This is a genomic window from Streptomyces sp. MRC013 (genome assembly GCF_023614235.1).
Classification (GTDB): Bacteria; Actinomycetota; Actinomycetes; order Streptomycetales; family Streptomycetaceae; genus Streptomyces.
Genome location: NZ_CP094264.1, coordinates 2,554,079 through 2,578,447, shown reverse-complemented (window position 1 = coordinate 2,578,447; position 24,369 = coordinate 2,554,079). Strand labels below are relative to the sequence as shown.

Below are 24,369 nucleotides of genomic sequence, written 5' to 3'. Positions count from 1 at the left end.
CGCGGCCCGCAGGCAGCCGGGCGCCGACCGGGTCGGGCGCGCCGGACCCGCCCCGGAAGGCCCGGGGCCCGGGGGTCCGACGGGAGGCCAGGCGGCCTAGCGGGGGGCGCTGCGGCCCACGATCGTGCCCGCGCGGTCGATGCAGACGACGTCGACCACGACCGGAGCGCCGCGGAGTACGGAAAGTGCCTGGTCGCGAGCGGTCTCCGCGACCCGGTCGCCAAGGGGGACGCCCTGGGCGGCGCAGAGCTGCAGGGCCGCCAGGCCCGTGTTGGCGACGGCGACCTCGGCGGCGAGGGACTCGTCTGCACCCGCCTCGCGGGCGAGGTCCGCGAGGAGCGCCTTGTCGACCTGGGAGCGTGCCGAGTGCAGGTCCAGGTGGCCCGCCGCCAGTTTGGACAGCTTCGCGAAGCCGCCGCAGATGGTGAGCCGGTCCACCGGGTGGCGGCGGACGTACTTCAGCACGGCGCCCGCGAAGTCGCCCATGTCGAGGAGGGCGTCCTCCGGCAGGCCGTACAGGGACGCGACGGTCCTCTCGGAGGTCGATCCCGTGCAGCCCGCGACATGGGTGCGGCCCGCGGCGCGCGCCACGTCCACACCGCGGCGGATGGAGTCGATCCACGCGGAGCACGAGTACGGCACGACGATCCCGGTCGTGCCGAGGATGGACAGGCCGCCGAGGATGCCGAGGCGCCCGTTCCACGTGGAACGGGCGATCTCCTCGCCGTCGTCCACGGAGACGGTGACCTCCACGTCGCCGGTGCCGCCGTGCGCGGCGGCGACCCGCGCCACGTGGTCGCGGATCATCTGCCGCGGTACCGGGTTGACGGCGGGCTCGCCCACGGCGAGGGGGAGGCCCGGCCGGGTGACGGTGCCGACCCCGGGCCCGGCGCGGAACACGACGCCGGAGCCGGGCGGCAGCAGCCGTACCGTCGAGCGGACGAGCGCCCCGTGCGTCACGTCCGGGTCGTCGCCTGCGTCCTTCACGACGCCCGCCATCGCGTACGAGCCGCCGTGCTCCTCCGCGGCGAGCGCGAAGGCCGGGGTCTGCCCCTTCGGCAGCGTGATCGTCACCGGGTCGGGAAAGTCCCCGGTCAGCAGGGCGGTGTAGGCGGCCGTGGCGGCCGCCGTCGCACAGGCGCCGGTCGTCCAGCCGGGCCGGAGGCCGGTGTGCTTGAGTTGGGCGGTGCGCCCCCGCTCGTACTCATGGACGGTGTCCCATGCACGTGTTGATCCTCGGCGGCACGACCGAGGGCCGCCGCCTGGCGGAGAGGCTGGACGCGGACGGCGTCCGGGTGACCAGCTCGCTCGCGGGCCGGGTCGCCGCCCCGAAGCCGCTGCCGGGCGAGGTGCGGGTGGGCGGCTTCGGCGGTGCCGGCGGTCTGGCCCGCTGGGTGCGGGAGCACCAGGTGGACGCGGTCATCGACGCCACTCACCCCTTCGCCGGGACGATCAGTTTCAACGCGGCGCGGGCCGCCGCCAGGTCCCATGTTCCCCTGCTCGCCCTGCGGCGCCCCGGGTGGACCCCCGTGGAGGGCGACGACTGGCACCCGGTCGCGTCCCTGGACGAGGCGGCGCGCACCGTGCGGGGGCTCGGGCGGCGGGTGTTCCTGACCACGGGCCGCATGGGTCTGGCGGCCTTCGCGGACGTGCCCGAGGCGTGGTTCCTGGTCCGCTCGGTGGACCCGCCGGAGCCGCCGCACCCGGCGCGGATGGAGGTCCTGCTCGACCGGGGCCCCTTCACGTTGGACGGGGAGCGCGAGGTCCTGCGGTCGTACGGGATCGACGTGCTGGTCACCAAGGACAGCGGCGGCGCGGCCACGGCCCCGAAGCTGGCGGCCGCCCGCGAGGCGGGTGTGCCGGTGGTGATCGTCCGCCGGCCGCCCGTCCCCGACGGCGTCCCGGTCGTCTCGACGGTGGAGGAGGCCGCCGCCTGGGTGGCCGCCTCGACCGGCTGACCGCCCGGGGCCGCTGCCCCGCCCGCCGGGGCGCGCGGCGCGGAAGGAGTCCGGCCGCCGCATAGGAAAGCCGCACGGCGGAAGGGCGGGGCCGGCCCCCGTCCGGTGCCCCTCAGACGCCGCCCGCCGGTGCCTGGGGATACCGCCGCGGCGTCCAGGCCACCGCGGTGCCGTCGCCGCGCCGTACGGCCCGCGTCTGCGACGAGCCGACGAGCAGCAGCGTCCGCATGTCGACCTCGGCCGGGTCCAGGTCGACGAGCGACACCACCCGGACGGACTCCTGCGGGCCGCCCACGTCCCGCGCCACCACGACCGGCGTGTCGGGGGCGCGGAGCTCCAGCAGCAGCTCACGGGCCTTGGCCACCTGCCAGGTACGGCTGCGCGACCCCGGGTTGTACAGCGCCAGCACCAGGTCGGCGGCGGCCGCCGCGCGCAGGCGCCCGGCGATGACCTCCCACGGCTTGAGCCGGTCCGACAGGGAGATCGTGGCGTAGTCGTGTCCCAGCGGCGCACCCGCCCTGGCCGCGGCCGCGTTGGCCGCGGTCACACCCGGCAGGACGCGCACCGGCACGTCCGCGTACTCCTCCTGCGACGCGGCCTCCAGGACCGCCGTCGCCATGGCGAAGACCCCCGGGTCACCGCCCGACACGACCGCCACGCGCCGTCCGCGGCGCGCCAGGTCCAGGGCGAACTCGGCCCGCTCCGACTCCACCTTGTTGTCGGACCCGTGCCGTCGCTGGCCCGGCCGCACCGGCACCCGGTCCAGGTACGTCGTGTAGCCCACCAGGTCGGTCGCCGAGGCGAGCGCGCCGCGGCTCTCCGGCGTCAGCCACTGCGGCCCCGCCGGGCCGGTGCCGACGACGACCACCTCGCCCCGCTCGGGCTCGGCCGGACCCGTGTCGACGCGGGACGGCAGCACCGCCACCGAGAAGTACGGCACCGAGGCGGGGTCCACGTCCGCGAGCGCCGCCGTGCGCCGGCCCTCCATGGTGGCGCGCTCCACGTAGTGGGCGTCCGCGAGCCGGTCCGTACGCTCCAGGGCGCGGCGCACCGCCGGAAAGGTCCGGCCCAGCTTCATCACCACCGCCGAGTCGGTCGCCGCGAGGCGGGCCGTCAGTTCGTCCTCGGGCAGCGTTCCCGGAACGATCGTCAGGACCTCCTCGGCCTCCACCAGCGGCTTGCCGATGGTCGCCGCGGCGGCGCTGACGGAGGTGACGCCGGGGACGACCTCGGTCTCGTAGCGGTGCGCGAGGCGTTTGTGCATGTGCTGGTAGGAGCCGTAGAACAGCGGGTCGCCCTCGGCGAGCACCGCCACCGTCCGGCCCGCGTCGAGGTGCGCGGCGAGCCGTGCCGACGCCTCCTCGTAGAAGTCGTCCAGCGCGCCCCGGTAGCCGCCGGGGTGGTCCGTCGTCTCCACCGTGAGCGGGTACGTCAACCGCTCCTCGACGTGGTCCTCACGGATGTGCTCCGCCGCGATGGACCGGGCGATGGACCGGCCGTGGCGAGCGCAGTGGTACGCGACGACGTCGGCCCGGGCGATGACCTCCACCGCGCGCAGGGTCATCAGCGACGGGTCGCCGGGGCCGAGACCGACGCCGTACAGCTTTCCGGTGCCGCCGGCCCCCGTGCCCGTCCCGGCGGAGGTTTCACGTGAAACGTGCGCGCTCATTCCGCCTCGCTCGCGATCGCGTTGACCGCCGCGGCCGCCATGGCGCTGCCGCCGCGCCGGCCCCGTACGACGATGTGGTCGAGGTCCGAGGCCGCCAGGGCGTCCTTGGACTCGGCGGCGCCGATGAACCCGACCGGTATGCCGAGCACCGCGGCCGGGCGGGGAGCGCCGTCGCGGACCATCTCCAGCAGCCGGAACAGGGCGGTGGGAGCGTTCCCGATCGCCACGACCGAGCCCTCCATGCGGTCGCGCCACAACTCCAGGGCCGCCGCGCTGCGGGTCGTGCCCAGCTCGGCGGCGAGATCCGGGACGGAGGGGTCCGAGAGGGTGCAGACCACCTCGTTGTCGGCGGGGAGCCGCTTGCGGGTGACACCGCTGGCGACCATCTGCGCGTCGCACAGGATCGGCGCGCCGGAGCGGAGCGCGGCGCGGGCGCGGGAGACGGCCTCCGGCGTGTAGGCGAGGTCGCGGACGAGGTCGACCATGCCGCAGGCGTGGATCATCCGCACGGCGACCCGGCTGACGTCGTCGGGCAGCCCCGCGAGATCCGCTTCGGCGCGGATCGTGGCAAAGGACTGGCGGTAGATCTCCGCGCCGTCCTTCTCGTAGTCGAACACTGTGCTCCCGCTCATCTCTGTGCCTGTGCGTCGTCGTTGTCTCGTCGCGCGGTCCGTACGGTGATGCCGTACGCGCCGTCGCCGGTGGCCAGGACGTCCACCCAGTCGCCCTGCGGGTGACCGCACCGCCGGTCGCATCCGGACCAGTGTGCGGGCAGCCCCCGGAGCGCCGCGTCGTCCAGCGGCCGGGCGTCCGCCCGTACGTCGGCCAGCGCCTTGCCGCAGCCCGGCCGCCCCGTGCAGGCGGTGACCGCCAGCCAGGGCGAGCCGGGACGGGTGAGGTACCCGGCGTCGTGCAGGGCCGCGAGCCGCTCCTCCGCCGCAGCGCGGCCGGGCAGGCCCGCCACGACGAAGCCCCGCCACGGGGTCACCCGCACCTCGCCGGCGGGCTCCGCCGCGAGGGCGCGGAGCTGCCCGCTGGAGACCCGCCCCAGGGGCGCCGCGACCGACACGGCGCGGTCGCCGACCAGGCCGGGCTCCGGCGGTGCGGCCACCGGCGGCGCATCCGCCCGGGCCGGTGACGCGGCCACCCCGGCACCGGCCAGACGCTCCGTCACGGCGGCCTCCACGAAGCGGCCGCCGGGCAGGTCGGCCACGCGCCAGGCACCCGTGCCCGACTCCCGGGCCACCGTCAGGAACGCCTCCGCGGCGGCCAGCGCGGCCGGCGGGGCGTCCTGTGCGGCCACCCGCCACGCCAGGCCCCCGATCCGTACCAGAGCGCGGCCCCCCGACTCTGCGAGCAACGTCACATCGCCGCCCAGCCCGACCACGTCCCCGCGCCCGTCGTCCACGGCGAAGAGGAAGCGCCCGGACAGACCCGTCGTCCAGGTGTGCGCGCACAGCAGCGCGTCCAGTTCCCGCGCCCACGCCAGGGCGTCCCCGAGTGCCCGTCCGTCCAGTCCGCACAGGGGCGAGACGACCACGTTCCGCACCCGTTCGTGCGCCGCCGACGGCAGCAGCCCCGCCTCGCCGAGCAGGTCCGCGAGGGTGGACCCGCAGTCGTCGGGCAGGCCGCGCAGGTCGATGTTGCCGCGTGAGGTGATCCCGATCCGGCCGTCGCCCAACCGGTCCGCCGCATCGGCCAGGGCATCCGCCTGCCGAGGTGTCAGGACCCCGGTCGGAAGCCGCAACCGGGCCAGCCCGCCGTCGTCCGCGCGGTGCAGCCGCAGCGCACCGGGGCACGCGTCGGCGCGGTCGCGGACACGGTCCCGTATGTGGGTTTCGCCCCCGTTCCGGGGCTTTGAGCGGCTGGGCGGCATGGCGGCGAGCATACGCGCAGCCTCTACTATGCAGACGGCACAGGGTCCCAGGACCCTAGGGAGGAAGCCCGGTGCGAGTCCGGCGCGGTCCCGCCACTGTGAGCAGGGCCTCCCCGGTCCCGCGAGTCAGGAACTCCCGCCACCCACGACCACCCGGGGCGAGGACACCCCGAGGAAGGCCCGGCACGCCGTGATCCTGCTGCTCTCGCACTCCGACACCGACCTGCTGAGCGCCCGCGCGGCCGGCGGCCCGGTCGAGTACCGGTTCGCCAACCCCGCACGCCTCCCCATCGACGAGCTGCCCGACCTCCTCGACGGCGCCGACCTCGTCGTCGTACGCCTCCTCGGCGGGCTGCGCGCCTGGGAGGAGGGCATCGACCTGCTCCGCGCCCAGGAACGCCCCGTCGTCTTCCTGACCGGCGAGCAGGCGCCCGACGCCCAGCTGATGGAGGCGTCCACCGTCCCCATCGGCGTCGCCACCGAGGCGCACGCCTACCTCGCCCACGGCGGCCCGGACAACCTGGAGCAGCTCGCCCGCTTCCTGTCCGACACGGTCCTGCTCACCGGCCACGGCTTCGACCCGCCGGCCGCCGCCCCCACCTGGGGCCCCCTGGAGCGCACCCCCCGCACCACCGACGGCCCGACCGTCGCCGTGCTCTACTACCGCGCCCACCACATGAGCGGCAACACCGCCTTCGTCGGCGCCCTCTGCGACGCCGTCGAGGACGCCGGCGGTCGCGCACTCCCGCTGTACGTCGCCTCCCTGCGCGCCCCCGAGCCGGAGCTGCTGGACCGGCTGCGCGGCGCCGACGCCGTCGTCACCACCGTCCTCGCCGCCGGCGGCACCAAGCCCGCCGAGGCCCAGGCCGGCGGCGACGAGGAGGCGTGGGACGCGGGTGCGCTCGCCTCGCTCGACGTGCCCGTCCTCCAGGCACTGTGCCTCACCGGGTCGCGCGCCGACTGGGAGGAGAACGACGAGGGCCTCTCCCCGCTCGACGCGGCCAGCCAGGTCGCCGTCCCGGAGTTCGACGGCCGGCTCATCACCGTCCCGTTCTCCTTCAAGGAGATCGACGAGGACGGCCTGCCCGCGTACGTCCCCGACCCCGAGCGCGCGGCCCGCGTCGCCGGGATCGCTGTCCGCCACGCCCGGCTGCGGCACATCCCGAACGCCGAGAAGCGCCTGGCGCTGGTCCTCTCCGCGTACCCGACGAAGCACTCCCGCATCGGCAACGCCGTCGGCCTCGACACGCCCGCCTCCGCCGTCGCCCTGCTGCGCCGGCTGCGGGAGGAGGGGTACGACTTCGGCGGCGAGGACGTGCCGGGCCTCGCGTCCGGCGACGGCGACGAGCTGATCTACGCCCTCATCGAGGCCGGCGGCCACGACCAGGACTGGCTCACCGAGGAGCAGCTCGCCCGCAACCCGGTCCGCATCCCGGCCGCCGACTACCGGCGCTGGTTCGCGACCCTGCCGGAGGAGCTGCGCTCGGCCGTCGAGGAGCACTGGGGCCCGCCGCCCGGCGAGATGTTCGTCGACCGGTCCCGCAATCCCGAGGGCGACATCGTCCTCGCCGCGCTGCGCCGCGGGAACCTGCTGATCCTCATCCAGCCGCCGCGCGGCTTCGGCGAGAACCCGATCGCGATCTACCACGACCCGGATCTGCCGCCCTCCCACCACTACCTGGCCGCCTACCGCTGGATCGCCACCCCCCGCGTCGGACGGCGGCTTCGGCGCCGACGCCATGGTCCACCTCGGCAAGCACGGCAACCTGGAGTGGCTGCCCGGCAAGAACGCCGGGCTGTCCGCCGCCTGCGGCCCCGACGCGACCCTCGGCGACCTGCCGCTGGTCTACCCCTTCCTCGTCAACGACCCGGGTGAGGGCACCCAGGCCAAGCGGCGCGCCCACGCCACGCTCGTCGACCACCTCGTGCCGCCGATGGCCCGCGCCGACTCCTACGGAGACATCGCCCGCCTGGAGCAGCTGCTCGACGAGTACGCGCAGATCTCCTCCATGGACCCGGCGAAGCTGCCCGCCATCCGCGCGCAGATCTGGACCCTCATCCAGGCCGCCCGCCTCGACCACGACCTCGGCCTGGAGGACCGGCCCGACGACGACGGGTTCGACGACTTCCTCCTGCACGTCGACGGCTGGCTGTGCGAGGTGAAGGACGCGCAGATCCGCGACGGCCTCCACGTCCTGGGCGCCGCCCCGACCGGTCCCGAGCGGGTCAACCTGGTCCTGTCCATCCTGCGCGCCCGCCAGATCTGGGGCGGCACGCAGGCGCTGCCCGGCCTGCGCGAGGCGCTCGGCCTGGACGAGTCCGCCGCGACCCGCACCACCGCCGACGAGGCGGAGGCCCGGGCGCGCGCCCTCGTCGAGGCCATGGAGGACGCCGGCTGGGACCCGGCCGCGGTGGCGGCCGTGGCGGAGGGGCACGGCGAGCAGGTCGCCGCCGTCCTCGACTTCGCCGCCCGCCAGGTCGTGCCGCGCCTCGCCGCGACCACCGCCGAGCTCGACCACGCGGTGCACGCGCTCAACGGCGGCTTCGTGCCGGCCGGGCCGTCCGGCTCGCCGCTGCGCGGCCTGGTCAACGTCCTGCCGACCGGCCGGAACTTCTACTCCGTCGACCCGAAGGCCGTCCCGTCGCGCCTCGCCTGGGAGACCGGGCAGGCCCTCGCCGACTCGCTGCTGGAGCGGTACCGCGGCGATAACGGCGACTGGCCCACCTCGGTCGGCCTCTCCCTGTGGGGCACCAGCGCGATGCGCACCAGCGGCGACGACGTCGCGGAGGCGCTGGCGCTGCTGGGCGTCCGGCCCGTCTGGGACGACGCCTCGCGCCGGGTCAACGGCCTGGAGCCGATCCCGCTCGCCGAGCTCGGCCGCCCCCGGATCGACGTGACGCTGCGCATCTCCGGCTTCTTCCGCGACGCGTTCCCGCACACGATCGGGCTGCTGGACGACGCGGTGCGGCTCGCCGCCTCCCTGGACGAACCCGAGACGGAGAACTTCGTCCGCGCCCACGCGCAGGCCGACCTGGCCGAGCACGGCGACGAGCGGCGCGCCACGACCCGCATCTTCGGCTCCCGCCCCGGCACGTACGGCGCCGGCATCCTCCAGCTGATCGACTCCCGCGACTGGCGCACCGACGCGGACCTCGCCGAGGTGTACACGGTGTGGGGCGGCTTCGCGTACGGCCGGGGCCTGGACGGACGCCCCGCGCGCGAGGAGATGGAGACGGCGTACCGGCGGATCGCCGTGGCCGCGAAGAACACGGACACGCGCGAGCACGACATCGCGGACTCCGACGACTACTTCCAGTACCACGGCGGCATGGTCGCCACCGTCCGCGCGCTGCGCGGAACGGCGCCCGAGGCGTACATCGGCGACTCGACCCGCCCGGAGACGGTGCGCACGCGGACGCTGGTCGAGGAGACGTCCCGCGTGTTCCGCGCGCGCGTCGTCAACCCCCGCTGGATCGAGGCGATGCGCCGCCACGGCTACAAGGGCGCCTTCGAACTGGCCGCGACCGTCGACTACCTCTTCGGGTACGACGCCACGACCGGTGTCGTCGCCGACTGGATGTACGACAAGCTGACCGAGGCGTACGTCCTCGACCCGGAGAACCGCGCCTTCCTCCAGGAGGCCAACCCGTGGGCCCTGCACGGCATCGCGGAGCGGCTCCTGGAGGCCGAGTCCCGCGGCATGTGGGCCAAGCCCGACCCGCGGGTGCTGGAGGCCCTGAAGCAGGTGTACCTGGAGGCCGAGGGCGACCTCGAGGGCGGGGACGAGGAGTAGGGGCCGCGGGCGCCGGCGGCCGGGCCGGGACCGCCGGTCCGGGCGGCGGGCACGGCCCGCCCCGGTGGCCGGCGCGCCCGCGGCGCCGGTGACGGGGGCGGCGGGCCGGTCCCGGCCCGGGCACCGGGGACGGGACGCGCACGGCCCCGCGAGCGCCCGTCCGGGACCTCGCGGGGCCGTACGGGTCCGGCGGGCGTCCACGGGCCCGTGCGCGTCCGGCGGAGAGCGGTCTCAGTCCTCGCCCAGGACTATGTGCCACTCCTGCGCCGCCGGGTCCTCGCACTCTCTGTCCGTGCGCGCGGGCCTGCAGGTGCGGACTCTGCCCTGGATGTCCCGGAAGAGCGAGATGGGCTGGGGGGAGGCGGGCGTCTGGGCGCCGCCGGTGCCGGCGGCCGTCTGTGTACTCATGGTCACCGAGTACCCACGCAGAGCCATCAAAACGGAAAAGCGGGTGCGCTCCGGCCCGGCCCTTCCGTACGGTGGGCCCGCGTGGAACCCCTCTCCGAGAAACAGATCCGCGCGTCCTTCGTGAACTGCTCCAAGGGCGACGCGGCCCGCCTCAGGCTCCCGGCCGACTTCGCCGGCCTCCCCTGGGAGGACCTGGACTTCCTCGGCTGGCGCGATCCCGGCGCCCCCTTCCGCGCCCACCTCGTCCTGCCGTCCGGCGCCGTGCCGGACGCGGGCGCCGGCCCCCTCGGGATCACCCTGCGGGTGCCGGAGAAGGCCCGCACCAGCGCCGTGAAGTCGAGCCTCTGCCGGATCTGCCTCACCGGGCACGCCTCCTCCGGCGTCACGCTGCTCGTCGCGCCGCGCGCGGGCGCCTCCGGCCGGGACGGCAACACCGTCGGCGTCTACGTCTGCTCCGACCTGGCCTGTTCGCTGTACGTGCGCGGCAGGCGGCAGCCCGCGCTCCGCACCCGCCACGAGGAGTCGCTCGGGGTGGGGGAGCGGATCGACCGGCTGCGGACCAACCTCGTCGCGTTCGCGGGGAACGTCCTGCTGCCGTCCGCCCCGTGAGCACCGGGGACGGTGCCGGGCGGGGTTCGCGCGCCGCCCGTCCGCGTCCTGCCGCCCGGCGCGTCGGCGCCGGAGCCGCGCCGGTTCCCCACGGGGCCGCCGGAGCCGGGGCGGCGGTGGTGCCCGAACTGGCCGGAAACCACTCGACTCGTATGGGACGCCTTCCTAGGCTCGGGTTCACGGCACCGCGTGCCGGTCACCGACCGGGTGGGGCATGGAGGTGCCGCCAGATGCCCGACGGAGGCGTTCCACCGTGCCAGTAGAGCTCAACCACACCATCATCGCCGCGCGGGACAGGCGGGAGTCCGCCGAGTTCCTCGCCCACATCCTCGGACTGGAGGTCGGCCCGGAGACGGGGCCGTTCCTTCCGGTGCAGACCGCCAACGGGGTCACCCTCGACTTCGCGACGGTCCCCGAGGAGGACCTCACCTCCCAGCACTACGCGTTCCTCATCTCGGAGGCCGAGTTCGACGCGGCCTTCGAGCGGATCCAGCAGGCCAGGATCACCTACTGGGCCGACCCGCACCGGACGCAGCCCGGCGAGATCAACCGCAACGACGGCGGGCGCGGCCTGTACTTCCTGGACCCGTCGGGCCAGGCCATGGAGATCCTGACCCGCCCGTACGGGAGCGGCCCGGCTTCCTGACCCGGCGCCCCGGCCCGCCCCTAGCGGGCCGCACGACGGCGCACCGTCCACAGGGTCACGGCGGCCACGCACGCCGAACCGACCAGGAGGGCGGGCACCCGGGGGTCGGGCGGACCGCCGTCGGCCGCCGCCGCCCGCACCGCCGGACGGGCCGCGCCGGGACCAGGCGCGCCGGGCGCGTCACCGGGCGGGGCGGCCTCCCGGGCGGACGCGCCGCGGGCGACGGGCGGGGCCCCGGACCCGGCGGCGGACGTCCTGCCGGAAGCGGACGCGGGAGCGGGAGGCGGCGCGGACACGGGGGCGCGGGCCGAGGGCGTCCCGCCGGGTGGCCTCCCCGGGGCCGCCACCCTGCCGGTCCCGGGCGCGACCGGCGCCTTCGGCGTCACGAAGGGCACCGGCCTCGCGGCGGCGGGCGGCAGCAGCGAACCGACGGGACGGGCTTTCGCGCCGGGCCCGAACCCCCAGTCCAGCAGCTGCCTGGCCTCCTCGTACACCGCGTTGGCGCCGCCGGAGCGAGGGTCCATGACCGTCACGACGAGGGTGCGCCCGCCGCGCCGGGCGGCGGCGATCAGGGTGTGGCCCGCACGGCTGGTGTAACCGTTCTTCACCCCGAGGACGCCGGGGTACTTGGCGACGCCGTCGTCACCGGTGACCAGGCGGTTGGTGTTGCGGATGCCGTACGACCAGCCGTCCGCCGGGAACATCGCGTAGGGCAGTGCGCAGTACCGGGCGAAGTCCGGGTCGCGCAGCCCCTCGCGGCCGAAGACGGCGAGGTCGTACGCGGACGAGACCTGGCCCGGCGCGTCGTACCCGTCCGGGGACACGACCTCCGTGTCGAGCGCGCCGAGGGCCCGGGCGGTGGCCTCCATCTGGCGGGCGGTGGCCTCCCAGCCGCCGTTGAGGCCGGCCAGGACGCGGACGGCGTCGTTGCCGGAGTGCAGGAACACACCGCGCCAGAGGTCCGCTACCCCGTACGTCACGTCCTCCTTCACACCGACGAGGCTGCTGCCCGCGCCGATGCCGGTGAGCTCCCGCTCGGACACGGTGTGCCGGGCGGTCTGCGAGAGCCTGGGCAGCACGGTGAGCGCGAACAGGGCCTTCAGGGTGGACGCGGGCGGCAGCCGTCTGTGGGCCTCGTGGGCGGCGAGGACGTCACCGGTGCCGGCGTCCGCGACCAGCCAGGAGCGCGCCGACAGGGCGGGCGGCGGGGTGGTGCCGGGGGGCAGCCGCACCTGGGTGCCGGAACGGTGGAGCAGTGCCGGGTCGGCGCGGGGGCCAGGACGCGGAGGCTCCGGTTCGGCCGGGCGGGGAGCGGCGGCCGACGCGGCGGACGACAGCACGAGCAGAGGCAGGAGCAGGACGAGCAGCAGGAGGGCGACGAGACCGGCGGCGAAACGGGCCGAAGAGCTGACGATCATTCAGCCACGGTAGGAAGCCGGAGCGCTCCCCGCCCCCTGGCGTGCCCCATCCGGGGTACCCTCCGCCACCCCCGGCACCCGCCCGGAGGGACGCCCCGCACCCACCCGGAGCGCCGTCACCCGCGCACCCCGCCGCCACCGGGACGACCGCCCGGGGCCGCCCCGGAAGGGAGGGCCAGGGTGGGGCCGGGTTTCCCCGGGGGAACGTCCGGGGGTCCTCCGGACGGGGTCGCTCCCGGCCCGGCGCACCCCGTCACCGGCCCCGCGGAACGCCCCCGGCACGGCACGACGGCCTCCGGCCGGCGGCCCTCGGGGAGCTTCCAAGCCGACATGCGGCACATCACGCCCCCACCGGACGCCGGCTGATCGTCCGGGCACGTCAGGGCCGATTCGCGGCCGACAGGGTAGGGGCCGTCCCTGAGGGGCACCTGGGAGGGAACGTCTTAGGAGCCCGCCCCTGAAACCCTCGGGAGGAACCCATGAACGCGGTCCTGCACGACAAGCTCTTCATGCGCCTTCACGAACTGCCGGTGCTGGCCCATATGACCTATGACGAGACCGACCCGTACGCGGTGCGGGTGGCGTTCACGGACGGCGACTACGTGTACGCCGAGTGGCGGCTGGACCGGGGGATGCTGCGCGAGGGGATGCGGCACGAGGTCGGGGAGGGGGACGTCCGGATATGGCCGGGCGTGCACATAGAGCTGTGCGGCGAAGCCGACTTCACGGTCGGCGAGGAGGCCCTGGCGCGTTTCCTGGAGCGGACGTACGAGGTGGTGCCGGAGGGCGAGGAGCGGATGGACGTGGACGGCCTGGTGAACCGCCTCCTGGCCGCCGGCTGAACCCCGGCCCTGAACCGGCCGGGGGCCGGCCGGTCTCCCGCCGGCACCCGCGGGAGGTGCGCGGCGGCACCGGTCCGGCCGCGACTAGGCTGCCCGGCCATGACCCCGACTCCGCCGGTGGACCGCCGCGCGTCCGACGGGCGCACCGTCCTCCGCGGGCGCACCGTCCGCTCCGGGGGCGCCCGCCCGCTCCGGGCCGCCGCCCTCGACGGCCCGCTGCTCGGTGCCGTCGCCCTGGGCGGGGCGCTGGGCGCGGCAGCGCGGTACGCGCTGGCGCTGGCGCTGCCCGCCGCACCGGGTTCCTTCCCTGGACGACCCTGTGGACCAATGTCGCAGGCTGTGCGCTGATGGGCGTGTTCACGGCGGTGCTCGCAGAGGCGCGGCGCCCGCACCGCCTGCTGCGTCCCCTGGTCGGCACGGGGCTGCTGGGCGGGTTCACGACGTTCTCGGCGTACGCCCTGGAGACCCGCGCGCTGCTGGAGCGGGGGAGGCCCCGACGGCGTTCGCCTACCTGGCGGGCACGCCGGCCGCGGCGCTGCTGGCGGTCGCGGTGGCGGCGCGGGCGACGCGGTTCCTGCGGGAGTCGGCGCGGAGGGGGCGGGCGTGACGGAGCGGGCCCGGCCGTCCGGCGCGGCGACGCGGTCGACGGTCCTCGCCGGGGGACCGGACCGGTGGCGGCGCGGACCGCGGTGCGCGGGGACTGCACACCGGGTTCGCGGGGCGGGCCCGGTCGGAGCGGGCGCCCTGCGGGGCGGGGAGGGCTCCGACGCCCGGCCGAGGGTCCGCGTCGCGCGGCCGGTGCCGCCGGGCGGAGACCCGCCGGTGGCGGCGGTGACCGCCGGCGGGGACGCGCGGGTCCGGGAGCTCCCGGCGAAGCCGGACGGCCCGGTGGTCCCGGAGCGGTGCGGGGCGGTCCGGTGCGCGGACGGGGGCGCGGCCGGGTGACGTGGCTGCTGGTCCTGGTGGGCGGTGCGCTGGGCGCCTCGCTGCGGTACCTGGCCGACCGGGCGGTCCGGTTCCGCCGCGACTCGGTCTTCCCCTGGGGCACCCTGGCGGTCAACGTCCTGGGCTCCCTGGTCCTGGGCGTCCTGGCGGGCGCGGCGGTGGCGGGCCCCGCGTACGCCCTCCTGGGCACGGGCCTGTGCGGCGCGCTGACCACGTACTCCACGTTCTCGTACGAGACGCTCCGCCTGACCCGCGCGGGCTCCCTCCGGTACGCGGCCGCCAACGTGGCGGTGACGGTCGCCGCGTCCCTGGGCGCGGTGACGGCGGGCGCGGCCCTGGGCGGGGTGCCCGGCGGGACGTGAGCCCGGCGGGGCCCGCCGTCCGGCCGGGGCCGCCCCGGGAGCCGCCGGGTGCGGACGCGCGGGGTCAGCGGCTCCCGTCGGCGTCCGCCGGGGCGCCCCGGGGAGTCCGCGACCCGGGCCTCCCCGAGCAGTGGCAGCGCGGACTCCAGCAGCTCCGCCGGGAGTGCCGCGCCCTCCGCGTCCCGGGCCGGGGGCCGCCGATCTCGCCGGTACGGCGCTTCGCGAGGAACCGGAGGCCCGCCACCACGTCGTCGACGACCTCGGACTCCTCCTTGAAGAACCGCCGGTCCACGCCGAAGCCCAGGCCCAGCGCCCTCAGGACGTCCTCGGACGGGCGGGTGGCCTTGCCCGCGAGGACGGTGGAGAAGCAGCTGTGCGGGAGGGAGCCGCCGCGCTCCCCGACCAGTGCGGCGAAGGCCCGGCCCGAGACCAGCCGCTCCGGGAACGTCCTCTCCACCGTGGAGGCGACCTCCTGCCGCGGCGTTCCCGGCTCGGGTGCCGCGGTGCGTTCCTCGCCGCCGCCGTCGTCGTCCACCCCGTACCCCACGTTCGCGTCCGCCGTCCCCGCGCGGTCGGGTCGACGGGCCCGTACTGTGCCGACCCGGTCCGGCGGCCCGGAGCCGGAGAGGGCTTGCGCAGGCACTCTGCGTCACTGTTAACTCGAAAAAACACGGGCGGGGGGCCACGAGGGGAGTGCCTTGCCCGTGCGGGAACGCGTGTGCCCCGATCCCACCTCGCCGCCGGGCGGGGCGCGCGGTCCCCCCGGGCCGCGCCGCCGCGTCCGCCGCCTCCACGGCGACCGTCGCGGGCGGGCCGGCGCCCGCCGCCTCCCGCCGCCCCGGCGCCGCGTCGTGCGCCGCCTCGCGCGGGTGCGGTGGATAGCGTGGCCCACCACACCGAGGAAGCGGCTCGCGGGCCGCGAGGGGATCGTCATGGCCGGACCACCCGAGGGCACGCCCGTCTGGGCGGACGCGATGTTCACCGACCTGGAGGGCGCCAGGGACTTCTACGGCGGGGTACTGGGCTGGACCTTCCGCGAGGAGGTCACGGAGCACGGCGGCCACGTGCGGGCGTACGCCGGGGGCAGGGCGGTCGCCGCCGTCGTCCCGCCCGTCCCGGGCCGGTGCGGCGAGGCGCGGCAGTCCGCCTGGTGCCTCCACTTCGCGTCGCCCGACGTGGGGGCCGTCGCGCGCAGGGTGCGGGAGAACGGCGGCCGGGTCGCCGCGGGGCCGGCGGCGCCCGGGGGATCCGGACCGGCCCTGCTCGCCCACGGCCCGGACGGGGTGGTCTTCGGCGTCCGGCAGCCGGGCGCCCACCCGGCCTTCGAGGCGCGGGACGTGCCCGGCGCGTACCGGTGGGCCGAGGTCAACACGCGGGACACGGCGAGGACCGAGGCGTTCTTCTGCGCGGTCTTCCCGTTCACGGTGGGGCGGCCGGCGGGCCCCGACCCGGACCCGGACCTCGCGGTCTTCCGGGTCGGGGAGGAGCCGGTGCTGGGCCGGAGGCGGATGGGCGAGGGCTTCCCGCCGGAGACGCCGCCGTTCGTCGGCGTGTACTTCGCCGTCGACGACGTCGACGCGGCGGTCGGGCGGGCCACGACCCACGGGGGCAAAGGTGGTCTCCGGGCCGGCGGAGGGCCCGTTCGGCCGGTTCGCGGTGCTCGTGGACCCGCAGGGCGCGGTGTTCTCGCTGGTCGGTGCCGCGGGCGCGGAGGACCGACCGCCGCGGACGGCCGCCGGGGCCTGACCCCGGCCCCGGGGCGGGAGGCGGGCGCCCGCGGGGCGTGTGGCGGGCGCCCCCGCGGGACGACGCCCGCGGGGTCAGCCGACCGGGTCCAGGCGGCCGCGCAGGAACGCGGAGAGCTCCTCGGCCCCGCGCAGCCGCAGGCGCAGCGTCTCGCACCGCGCCTCGACGGCCGCCCGGTACGCGGCGAGGCGGGTCCGCAGCCGCTCCCGTTCCTCCCCGGGCGGCGGGGCGTCCGGCGCGGCCAGCCGGTCGGTGAGCTCCAGCAGGCCGCGCACCTCGTCCACGGTGAAGCCCAGCGACCCCATCCGGGCCACGAGCAGGAGCCGCTCCACGTCGGTCGCGGTGTACAGGCGGAAACCGCCCTTGGTGCGGGCGGAGGGGGCGGCGATCCCCGCGTCCTCGTAGTGGCGGATCGCCCGCAGCGACAGGCCGGTCCGCTCGGCCACCTCGCCGATCCGCATCTGCCACCGCTGGTCGTCCGCCATCACCGCGCCCGCCTGCCTCGTCGCCGTCCGCGCGCGCCCGCGTGCCCGGGCGCCCACGCTGGATCGGCCCAGCTTACGTACGGGGTGCGCGCCGGCCGCGACGGCGGCGGCGCGCCGCCGTCACCGTGCCACGAACTGCGTAAGGATCGCCTGCACCTCGTAGATGTCGACGCCCTTGGTGAACGTCTTCTGGACCGGTACCGGGCTGCCGGAGATCCAGATCTTCAGCTCGGCGTCGAGGTCGAAGGTGCCCGCGGTCTCCACCGCGAAGTGGGTGATGCTGCGGTAGGGGATCGAGTGGTACTCGACCTTCTTGCCCGTGATCCCCTGCTTGTCGACGAGGATCAGGCGGCGGTCGGTGAACAGGATCGTGTCGCGGATCAGCAGGAACGCGGCGTGCACCTGCTCGCCGGGGCCGAGGAGCCGCGCGTACTCCTGCTGCGCGTTCGCCGGGTCGACGGTGTGGGCGTTGCCGAACAGTGCCATGGGAGCCCCCGTGGATGGATTCGTGCGATCGTCGCACTGTACCGGCGCCGCCCGGCGCTTCGGGATACGGAACGGCGCTCCGGCGCACGGAACGGTGCGGCACCGCCCGGCGCTTGGGGTACGGCGGGACGGGGCGGGGAGAGCGGTACGGGCCCCGACCTCACGGCGGTGGCCCGCGCGCGGTGGTGCGCGAGGGCGCGCGGCGGTGCGCGGCGCACCCGTCGGCCGCGGGTGCGGGGCGTCCCGCGCATGGGGGCGTGCCACAGGGGTACTGCGGGGCGCATGGCCGGTACCGACCCGAAGAGTTCCGCTTCCGACGACCACGCGTCCGCCCCGCGCCGCCACGCCCCGGAGGGCGGGAACGAGCCGCCGCCACCTGGTCCGGTGCCCCGGACGGCACGGACGGACCGGCGCTCCTCCGCGGGGGCCCGGACGCGCCGACGGGCGCCTTCGCCCACCGGGCGGCCGCCGGCAGCGGCCCGCACATCGGCGGGACGGCCCCCGGGCGGCCTCCCGGCGGCGGCGCCGAACCCGTCGACGGACCCCGCCGGTGCGGCCGGGGAGTCCCGCGCCCGCCGTCCGGCGGCGGGGCGCACCGGTACGCCCTCCGCCCGTACGCCCTCCCGGAGCCGTGCGTCCCGCCCGACGAGCCCGGCACCGAGGAGGCGCGCCGGGCCGTCGGGCCGAGGGCCGTCGCGAGCGGCATCCCGGTCGGCGCGCACCGGTGGGGAGGAGCGCCGTGGACGGTGAGGCGCCGGTGCGGCGGCGCGGAGAGGGCGGGCACCGGACCGTGGCGCACGGCGGCGACGTGCGGGTGGAGGCGTGGGGCGCGAACCGGGAGCAGTGCCTCGGGGAGGCCGTGCTCGGGTTGGTGGAGTGCTTCGCCGACGTGTCGGCGGCGCACGCGGACGCGGCGCGGCGGCTGCGGTTCGAGGAGGGGAGCGACGACGACCTCCTCGCGGACCTGCTCGACGAGGTGGTCCACCGGCTGGACGCGCACGGCGAGGTGCCCGTCGACGTGGAGGTGGAGTCGGCCGGCGGGGAGCTGGACGTACGCCTCGCGGTCGTCCGCCTCGCCCGCCTCCCGGTCACCGGGGCCGTGCCCGGGGACGCGGCGTGGCGCGGACTGCGGATGGGCCCGGACGCGTACGGGTGGTCGTGCGCGGTGGTGGTGGACGTGTGAGGCGCGGGAGCCCCCGGGGCCGCCCGCACCGCCCCCTCCCGGAGCCCCGGGCGCGTCCCGGGTCCGCCGCGCCCCTCGTACGGGCCGGGCGGGTGGTGGGAACGGCGCGCCGCGCCCCCGTACGAGCCGGGCGGCCGACGGAAAGGGGGCACCGCGCCCCCGCGCCCCCGTGTGGGCCCCGGAGCCCCGGCCCAGACGCCGGGGAGCGAGTGCCGGTGGCTTTCAGCGGTTCAGATCCGCCGTTTCCCGACGCCGGGCACCTCGTCGAGCCGACCGGGTGAACGCCCGGAGAGGCGACGGCGAAGGGGCGGGTGCGCGACAAGAGTGGTCGTCGGAAGACGTGCTGGACGCTGGTGGACGGTGACTGGGACGTGGCGGCGAACAGGTCTGGCCCGACCCGGCTCGGCTTCTGCCTGATGCTCAAGTCCTTCGAGATCGAGGCCCGGTTCCCGGATTTCGTCGAGGAGTTCCCGCAGCCCGCGGTGGAGCATGTCGCCGAACTGGTGAAGGCGCCGGCGGCCGAGCTTGCGGAGTACGACCTGGCGGGCGCGAGGCGGCACCGTAAGCAAATCCGCGAGGCACTGGGCTTCCGCCCGGCGACCCTCGCGGACGAGGAACAGCTGACGGAGTGCTGGCCAGCGAGGTGTGCCCGGTCGAACTGGTGGAGGACCGGCAGCACGAGGCCCTGCTGGTCGAGTGCCGGGAGAGGAAGACCGAGCCTCCGGGCCGGACCAGGATCGAGAAGGTTCTGGTCGCCGCGCGGGGCCGGTGGGAGAAGGCGCTCCGCACCCGGACCATCGAGCGCCTGGGCGACGCGGGCACGGCCGGGCTGCTGGGCTGGTCGGGGAGGACAACGAGGCCGGCACTGCGTTGCTGGCCGCGCTCAAGCACGACCCGGGCGCGGTCGGCCTGGACTCCCTGCCGACGGAGATCACCAAGCTGAACGACGTGCGCAGACTCGCTCTGCCCGACGGGCTGTTCGCAGGCTGCTCGGAGAAGCTGCTGGCCGCCTGGCGGGCGCGGGCGATCAAGACGTACCCCTCGGATTTCCGGGACACCGCCGAGCGGCCTGCGCCGCGAGATCCACAGCGGGCTCCACGTCGTGGAGAACTGGAACAGCGCGAACACCGTGCTGCACTACGGCAAGGACGGTGCCCTGACCGGCCCCGGCAAGGACGGTGCCCTGACCGGCCCCGACAAGGAGCACGCCGAGACGTCGATGCTCGCGCTGCACCTGCTGCAGTCCGCACTCGTGCACGTCAACACCGTGCTGCTCCAGCAGGTGCTGGCCGAACCGGCATGGGCAAAGAAGCTCACCGACGAGGATCGGTGTGGGCTGACCGCTTTGTTCTGGTCCGACGCCAACCCGTACGGCACCCTCCGCCCGGACACGGGCAAGCGGCTCGACCTGGCACCGGCCGCCGCCATGCCCCGCCCCCGCACCGCGACGGACGACGCTGTTTTCGAACTGAAGATCGTCTAGTAGTAGGCTCATTCCGCAACACGGCGCGAAGGGGAGATCGGTGGCGCGGGTTGCGGTGACCGGTGGGGGAATCAGCGGGCTGGGGACGGCGCTCATGCTCGGCCGACGGGGCCATACGGTCACGTTGTTCGAGCAGGCTGCACGGCAGGCCGGAGACGACCTGAACCGGGACTTCTTCCACTGGGACAGGCCCCGAGTCCCGCAGGCCAACCATCCCCACTCGTTCCTCGCGCCCGTCCGCACCGTGTTGCGCACCGAGACCCCCGATGTCTATACGGACCTGCTGGCACGCGGAGTCCGGGAATACCACGACTTCGACTGGTTCGATGAGCGTCCGCCGCACCGGGCCGGCGACGAGGACCTGGTGACCCTGCGCACCCGCCGCATCGTGCTGGAGGCCGCCCTGACCGCGGCGGTGCGGCGGGAACCCACCGTCGAGGTGCGGCAAGGCTGCCGGGTGCGCGCCCTCACCTTCGAGGGGAGCCGCCCTCCCCGGGTCACCGGCGTACGGGTGGGCGCGGAAATGCACCAGGCGGACCTCGTCGTCGACGCGGCCGGCCGCCGCTCGCCGGTCCCCTCCTGGTTGACCGCGGCCGGCTGCCGCCCGCCCGTGATCGACAGCCACCGCACCGGGATCGCTTATCTGTGCCGCTGGTACCGCCTGCGCGCCGACGGCCCGCGTGATCCCGGACGGGTGAAGACCGGCTCGGCCGCACCGTTCGCCCTCGCCGGCGTCTTTCCGTCCGACAACGACGTCTTCGCGGCGCACCTGGTGCTCTCCACGAGTGATCCGACCCGCGGCGCGCTCACCGACCCCGCCGTGTTCGAGGCCGTCGCCCGTCTCTTCCCCGCCACCGCCGCCTGGCTCGACCTGGCCCCCGAACCACAGTTCGCCGTCCTGGCGATGGCCGGCCTGGACAACCGCTGGACCGCCCTCGCCGACGATGACGGACCCATCGTCACCGGCCTGGTCAACGCCGGGGACAGCCTGATCCACACCAACCCCACCTCGGGCCATGGCGTGGCCGTCGGCCTGCGCGCCGCCCAGCACCTCGCCGCCCATGTCGACCAGATCGCCGCGGACCCCATCGGCTACCACGCCTGGACGACACAGGCCCTCCGCCCGTTGTTCGACGCACAGGTGACGGCCGACCGCGCCAACGAGCAACGTCTCGGAGAGAGTTCGCCACCCTCGGATCGACGGGCTGCTGCGCTGACCGCCTGCGCCTTTGACGATCCCGTCGTCATGCGAGCCCGTGCCCAGGTACGCCACCTCCTGCAACCGGCCGACGACGCCTACGGCACCGACGAAGTGAACCGAGCCGTTACCGACTGGCTGGCCGCCCACCCAGACTTCGCGCCAACGCACGACGGCCCGACCCGCGATCAGTGGGACGCACTCATCCCAGGCTGAGCGCTTGCCTGGTACCTCACCTTCGACGCCGGGTGTCGGCAAACGACCGTCTGTCGACACTCGCCCCGGTGACCACGAACCCACAGGTGGGCAGTGTCGGCACCTCGTGCCGAAAATCAACGTCGGTGTACGGTCTGCCCGATGGATTCCGACCCGTGCCCGTCGGCTGCGCGCGGGTCTCGACCGCTGACCAGAACCCCGATCGTCAGATCGACGCCCTGTTGCGGGCCGGCGTCGACCGCGACAACATCCACGTCGACGAGGCGAGCGGCGCGAAGGCGTCCCGGCCGAAGCTCGATCTCGTCCTCCGGCTGCTGCGCGGGGGCGACACGCTGAAGGTCACCCGGCTCGACCGGCTCTCCCGGTCCGTGCTGCACCTGGTGACCCTCGGTGCCGACTTGCGCGAGCGCAGGGTCGGGCTGCATGTCATCGAGCAAGACATCGACACCGCCACGACGGAGGGGCCGGGCGATGTTCGGGATGCTGTCCGTGCTCGCCGGGCTCCAGCGCGAGCTGATCGTGGCGAACACCAACGACGAACTCGCCGCTGCTCGTGCTCGCGGCCGGGTCGGCGGGCGCCCACCGAAGCTCACCGCGGACCAGGCCGCGCTCGCCCAACGGCTCCATGGCGAACGGGAGAAGACCGTCCAGCAGGTCGCCGACATGTTCGGCGTGCCCCGGTCGACGGTGTACGGCCGCCTCGACAAGACGAAGACCGTGCCCCCGCCAGCCCAAGAAGACCGCGGCCGCGAAGCCCTGAAAGCTACCGGCGGGTTATTTGCTCCCCGGTGTCTGAGCCAGGACTCCAGGGCCGTGTGGGCCGGACGGGTGGTTTTCCCGCGCGGGAAGCATCCTGTCGCGGCTTGCGGGTTACTTTGTGACCTTCGCCCTGGAAGCCGTCGTAGCGCGGTGTGACCGCGCCGCCCGGCGGCCCCCCGGCGGCCCCCGGCGTGGGCGGCGGCCGGTGCGGCGTACACGGTTCCGGACCACCGGAGGGTGCAGGAAGACCATGACGACGACAGCCGACGGCGCGTCACGATCGGAGAGTCCGCTTCCGGCGGAGGGCCGCGGCGTGAGCTTCGCCCGCCCCCCGGCCGACGAGACGGAGGAGGCGGCCCGGCGCGCGGTGCTGCGGGCCGCGGACCACCTGCTGGCCTGCCAGCACGCCGAGGGGTGGTGGAAGGGCCCCTTCCACACCGATGTGAGCTACGACGCCCACGACCTGTTCCTGCGGCAGCTGCTGGGCGTCCCGGACGAGCGGGTGGCCGCGGCGAGCGGCCGGTGGATCAGGTCGCGGCAGAGCGCGGACGGTTCCTGGCCCCTCGTCTTCGGCGGCGCCGGCCACCTGGGGACCACCGTCCAGGCGTACGTGGCGCTCCGGCTCGCCGGGGACCGCCCGGACGAGGAGCACATGCTCCGGTGCGCGGCGTGGGTGCGCGAACGGGGCGGCGTCGCGGCCGCCCAGCTGACGGCCCGCGTGTGGCTGGCCATGTTCGGCTGGTGGAGCTGGGACGACCTCCCCGAGATCCCCCCGGAGATCATCTCCCTGCCGGCGTGGGCGCCCCTGAACGTCTACTCCTTCAGCGCCGTCATGCGCCCGGCGCTCGTGGCCCTCGCCGTCATCAGCGCGCACCGGCCCGTACGGCCCGCCCCCTTCGGCATCGACGAGCTCTTCGCCCCGTCCGGCGCCCCCGGGCGCGCGCCGGCCCCGGCCGGCGGTTGGGAGGGCGCCTTCCGGCGGTTGAACGCCGCGGTGCGCGCCGGCCGCAGGGTCTGCCCCCTCCGCTGCGCAGGGCCGCGACGAACGCCTGCGTCCGCTGGCTCCTCGAACGCCAGGAGACGGACGGCAGCTGGGGCGCGTGCACCCCGATGACCACCTGGGTGGTCCTCGCCCTGCACCTGTGCGGCTACCCGCAGGACCACCCGGCGCTCAAGGCCGCCTGGGGTTTCCTGGAGGACTGCGCCGTCTGGCCCGAGGAGGGCGTACGGGAGCTGCAGACCGTCCACAGCCCGGTCTGGGACACCTGCCTGTCCCTCACCGCACTGCTCGACGCCGGTCTGGACGCCGACCACCCCGCGCTGGTCGGGGCCGCCGACTGGCTGCTCACCCGGCAGGCCGAGCGGCCCGGCGACTGGGCCGTGCGGCGCCCCCGGCTCGCCCCCGGCGGCTGGGCCTTCCAATTCCACAACCGCAGCTACCCCGACAACGACGACACCGCCGAGGCGGTCCTCGCACTGCGCCGCGTCGCCCACCCCGACCGGGCGCGGGTCGACGCGGCGGTGGGCAGGGCGACGCGGTGGATCCTCGGCATGCAGAGCCGGAACGGCGGGTGGGGGGCGTTCGACGCCGACAACACCAGCACCCTGCCCGGCAGGCTCCCCTTCTTCGACTTCGGCGAGTACTGCGTCGACCCGCCCACCGCCGACGTCACCGCCCACGCGGTGGAGATGCTGGCCGCCCTCGGGATGCAGCACCATCCCCGCACCCGGCGGGCCGTCCGCTGGCTCCTCGACCAGCAGGAGGAGAGCGGAGCCTGGTACGGGCGCTGGGGGTGAACCACGTCTACGGGACCGGCTGCGTCGTCCCGGCACTCCTCGCCGCCGGGATCCCCGCCCACCACTCCTCCGTCCGGCGGGCCGTCGCCTGGCTGACGTCGGTGCGGAACCCGGACGGCGGCTGGGGCGAGGAGTGGGAGTCGTACGCCGATCCGGAGCGCGCCGGCCGCGGTCCGTCCCTCCCCTCGCAGACCGCCTGGGCCCTGCTCGCCCTGCTGGCCGCGGGGGAGCGCGACAGCGCCGCGGTCCGCGACGGGGTGCGCTGGCTGACCGAGCGGCAGACGGACCAGGGCACCTGGGAGGAGCCGCAGTTCACCGGCACGCTCGTCCCCCGGGCCGTGGCCTGCAGGTACGACTACTACCGGCACGTCTTCCCCCTGTCGGCGCTGGGCCGCTACGTCCACCACCGGGACCACGCGGCCGTGGCGGCCGGGTCCGACGGGGTCCCGCCGGACACCTCCCCGCCCCGTCCGTAGACCGGGCCCGGCG

General features: G+C 75.8%; 18 protein-coding genes, 7 pseudogenes and 1 riboswitch. Of the genes and pseudogenes, 16 read left to right on the top strand and 9 right to left on the bottom strand.

What is annotated here, in order from left to right; translation table 11 throughout:
* Positions 1-96: 96 nt before the first annotated feature.
* Positions 97-1,194, bottom strand: a pseudogene (locus tag LUW75_RS11865) (cobalt-precorrin-5B (C(1))-methyltransferase); the annotation flags it as partial.
* A gap of 26 nt (positions 1,195-1,220) precedes the next feature.
* Here LUW75_RS11865 and LUW75_RS11860 point away from each other — a divergent pair.
* A complete protein-coding gene (locus tag LUW75_RS11860; RefSeq protein ID WP_250335582.1) occupies positions 1,221-1,958 on the top strand; it encodes a cobalt-precorrin-6A reductase in 738 nt (245 codons plus the stop codon).
* Positions 1,959-2,070: 112 nt separating this feature from the next.
* Here LUW75_RS11860 and LUW75_RS11855 read toward each other — a convergent pair whose 3' ends face one another.
* The 3 genes from LUW75_RS11855 to cobG are packed head-to-tail and all read right to left on the bottom strand — an operon-like array spanning position 2,071 to position 5,515.
* The gene (locus tag LUW75_RS11855; protein WP_250335581.1) at positions 2,071-3,627 is read right to left on the bottom strand and encodes a precorrin-2 C(20)-methyltransferase; all 1,557 of its coding nucleotides are present in this window, start codon (positions 3,625-3,627) and stop codon (positions 2,071-2,073) included.
* Positions 3,624-4,259 carry a precorrin-8X methylmutase gene (locus LUW75_RS11850; protein ID WP_250335580.1) on the bottom strand — a complete coding sequence of 212 codons (636 nt, stop codon included), beginning with the start codon at positions 4,257-4,259 and terminating at the stop codon, positions 3,624-3,626. Before LUW75_RS11850 ends, LUW75_RS11855 begins: the two co-directional genes overlap by 4 nt.
* Positions 4,256-5,515: a precorrin-3B synthase gene (gene cobG / locus LUW75_RS11845; RefSeq protein WP_462933723.1), complete on the bottom strand. Its 1,260-nt coding sequence runs from the start codon at positions 5,513-5,515 to the stop codon at positions 4,256-4,258. The genes LUW75_RS11850 and cobG overlap by 4 nt, the downstream gene beginning before the upstream one ends.
* Positions 5,516-5,525: 10 nt before the next feature.
* Positions 5,526-5,657, top strand: a riboswitch (cobalamin riboswitch).
* Between the two features lie 36 nt (positions 5,658-5,693).
* Here cobG and cobN point away from each other — a divergent pair.
* Positions 5,694-9,297 (top strand): annotated as a pseudogene (gene cobN, locus LUW75_RS11840) (cobaltochelatase subunit CobN).
* Positions 9,298-9,528: 231 nt separating this feature from the next.
* Here the strand turns inward: cobN and LUW75_RS11830 are convergent.
* Positions 9,529-9,705: a hypothetical protein gene (locus LUW75_RS11830; protein WP_250335578.1), complete on the bottom strand. Its 177-nt coding sequence runs from the start codon at positions 9,703-9,705 to the stop codon at positions 9,529-9,531.
* Positions 9,706-9,786: 81 nt separating this feature from the next.
* Between LUW75_RS11830 and LUW75_RS11825 the strand changes: the two genes are divergently transcribed.
* Positions 9,787-10,314 (top strand): FBP domain-containing protein, encoded by a 528-nt coding sequence (locus LUW75_RS11825; RefSeq protein ID WP_250335577.1) that lies wholly within the window; start codon positions 9,787-9,789, stop codon positions 10,312-10,314.
* Positions 10,315-10,567: 253 nt separating this feature from the next.
* Entirely contained in the window at positions 10,568-10,960 is a 393-nt protein-coding gene (locus LUW75_RS11820; protein ID WP_250335576.1) for a VOC family protein, read from the top strand.
* 20 nt (positions 10,961-10,980) lie between these two features.
* Here the strand turns inward: LUW75_RS11820 and LUW75_RS11815 are convergent, their stop codons facing one another.
* Positions 10,981-12,378: a D-alanyl-D-alanine carboxypeptidase family protein gene (locus LUW75_RS11815; RefSeq protein WP_250335575.1), complete on the bottom strand. Its 1,398-nt coding sequence runs from the start codon at positions 12,376-12,378 to the stop codon at positions 10,981-10,983.
* Positions 12,379-12,857: 479 nt separating this feature from the next.
* Here LUW75_RS11815 and LUW75_RS11810 point away from each other — a divergent pair, with 479 nt between their 5' ends.
* The 3 genes and pseudogenes from LUW75_RS11810 (at position 12,858) to crcB (ending at position 14,527) form a co-directional block, all read left to right on the top strand.
* The gene (locus LUW75_RS11810; protein ID WP_250335574.1) at positions 12,858-13,220 is read left to right on the top strand and encodes an SsgA family sporulation/cell division regulator; all 363 of its coding nucleotides are present in this window, start codon (positions 12,858-12,860) and stop codon (positions 13,218-13,220) included.
* A gap of 56 nt (positions 13,221-13,276) precedes the next feature.
* A pseudogene (locus LUW75_RS11805) lies at positions 13,277-13,651 on the top strand (fluoride efflux transporter FluC); the annotation flags it as partial.
* A gap of 510 nt (positions 13,652-14,161) precedes the next feature.
* Positions 14,162-14,527, top strand: a complete 366-nt coding sequence (gene crcB / locus LUW75_RS11800; protein ID WP_250335573.1) for a fluoride efflux transporter CrcB — start codon at positions 14,162-14,164, stop codon at positions 14,525-14,527.
* A gap of 64 nt (positions 14,528-14,591) precedes the next feature.
* On the opposite strand, the gene LUW75_RS11795 is transcribed toward crcB, so the two are convergent.
* A complete protein-coding gene (locus LUW75_RS11795) occupies positions 14,592-15,170 on the bottom strand; it encodes a hypothetical protein (RefSeq protein WP_462933722.1) in 579 nt (192 codons plus the stop codon).
* A 289-nt stretch (positions 15,171-15,459) separates the two neighbouring features.
* On the opposite strand from LUW75_RS11795, the pseudogene LUW75_RS24645 reads away from it, so the two are divergent.
* Positions 15,460-15,759 (top strand): annotated as a pseudogene (locus LUW75_RS24645) (VOC family protein); the annotation flags it as partial.
* 588 nt (positions 15,760-16,347) lie between these two features.
* Here LUW75_RS24645 and LUW75_RS11785 read toward each other — a convergent pair.
* Both LUW75_RS11785 and LUW75_RS11780 read right to left on the bottom strand, forming a co-directional pair.
* Positions 16,348-16,758: a MerR family transcriptional regulator gene (locus LUW75_RS11785; RefSeq protein ID WP_250335572.1), complete on the bottom strand. Its 411-nt coding sequence runs from the start codon at positions 16,756-16,758 to the stop codon at positions 16,348-16,350.
* Positions 16,759-16,878: 120 nt separating this feature from the next.
* Positions 16,879-17,244 carry a PH domain-containing protein gene (locus LUW75_RS11780; protein ID WP_250335571.1) on the bottom strand — a complete coding sequence of 122 codons (366 nt, stop codon included), beginning with the start codon at positions 17,242-17,244 and terminating at the stop codon, positions 16,879-16,881.
* A gap of 739 nt (positions 17,245-17,983) precedes the next feature.
* Here LUW75_RS11780 and LUW75_RS11775 point away from each other — a divergent pair.
* From LUW75_RS11775 to shc, 8 genes and pseudogenes are all read left to right on the top strand, one after another.
* Positions 17,984-18,427: an archease gene (locus LUW75_RS11775; RefSeq protein ID WP_250335570.1), complete on the top strand. Its 444-nt coding sequence runs from the start codon at positions 17,984-17,986 to the stop codon at positions 18,425-18,427.
* Between the two features lie 311 nt (positions 18,428-18,738).
* Positions 18,739-19,017: pseudogene (locus LUW75_RS11770) on the top strand (DUF4158 domain-containing protein); the annotation flags it as partial.
* Positions 19,018-19,055: 38 nt separating this feature from the next.
* On the top strand, positions 19,056-19,370 hold the full coding sequence (locus LUW75_RS11765; RefSeq protein WP_250337795.1) for a hypothetical protein: 315 nt from the start codon (positions 19,056-19,058) through the stop codon (positions 19,368-19,370).
* Positions 19,371-19,472: 102 nt separating this feature from the next.
* A complete protein-coding gene (locus LUW75_RS11760) occupies positions 19,473-19,910 on the top strand; it encodes a Tn3 family transposase (protein ID WP_349816465.1) in 438 nt (145 codons plus the stop codon).
* A 40-nt stretch (positions 19,911-19,950) separates the two neighbouring features.
* On the top strand, positions 19,951-21,324 hold the full coding sequence (locus LUW75_RS11755) for an FAD-dependent oxidoreductase (RefSeq protein ID WP_250335568.1): 1,374 nt from the start codon (positions 19,951-19,953) through the stop codon (positions 21,322-21,324).
* Positions 21,300-21,728, top strand: a pseudogene (locus LUW75_RS24640) (recombinase family protein); the annotation flags it as partial. The gene LUW75_RS11755 and the pseudogene LUW75_RS24640, both read left to right, overlap by 25 nt.
* A 67-nt stretch (positions 21,729-21,795) precedes the next feature.
* Positions 21,796-22,239, top strand: coding sequence for a helix-turn-helix domain-containing protein (locus LUW75_RS11745; protein ID WP_250335567.1), 444 nt, complete (start codon positions 21,796-21,798; stop codon positions 22,237-22,239).
* A 94-nt stretch (positions 22,240-22,333) separates the two neighbouring features.
* Positions 22,334-24,356, top strand: a pseudogene (shc, locus tag LUW75_RS11740) (squalene--hopene cyclase).
* Positions 24,357-24,369: the final 13 nt, after the last annotated feature.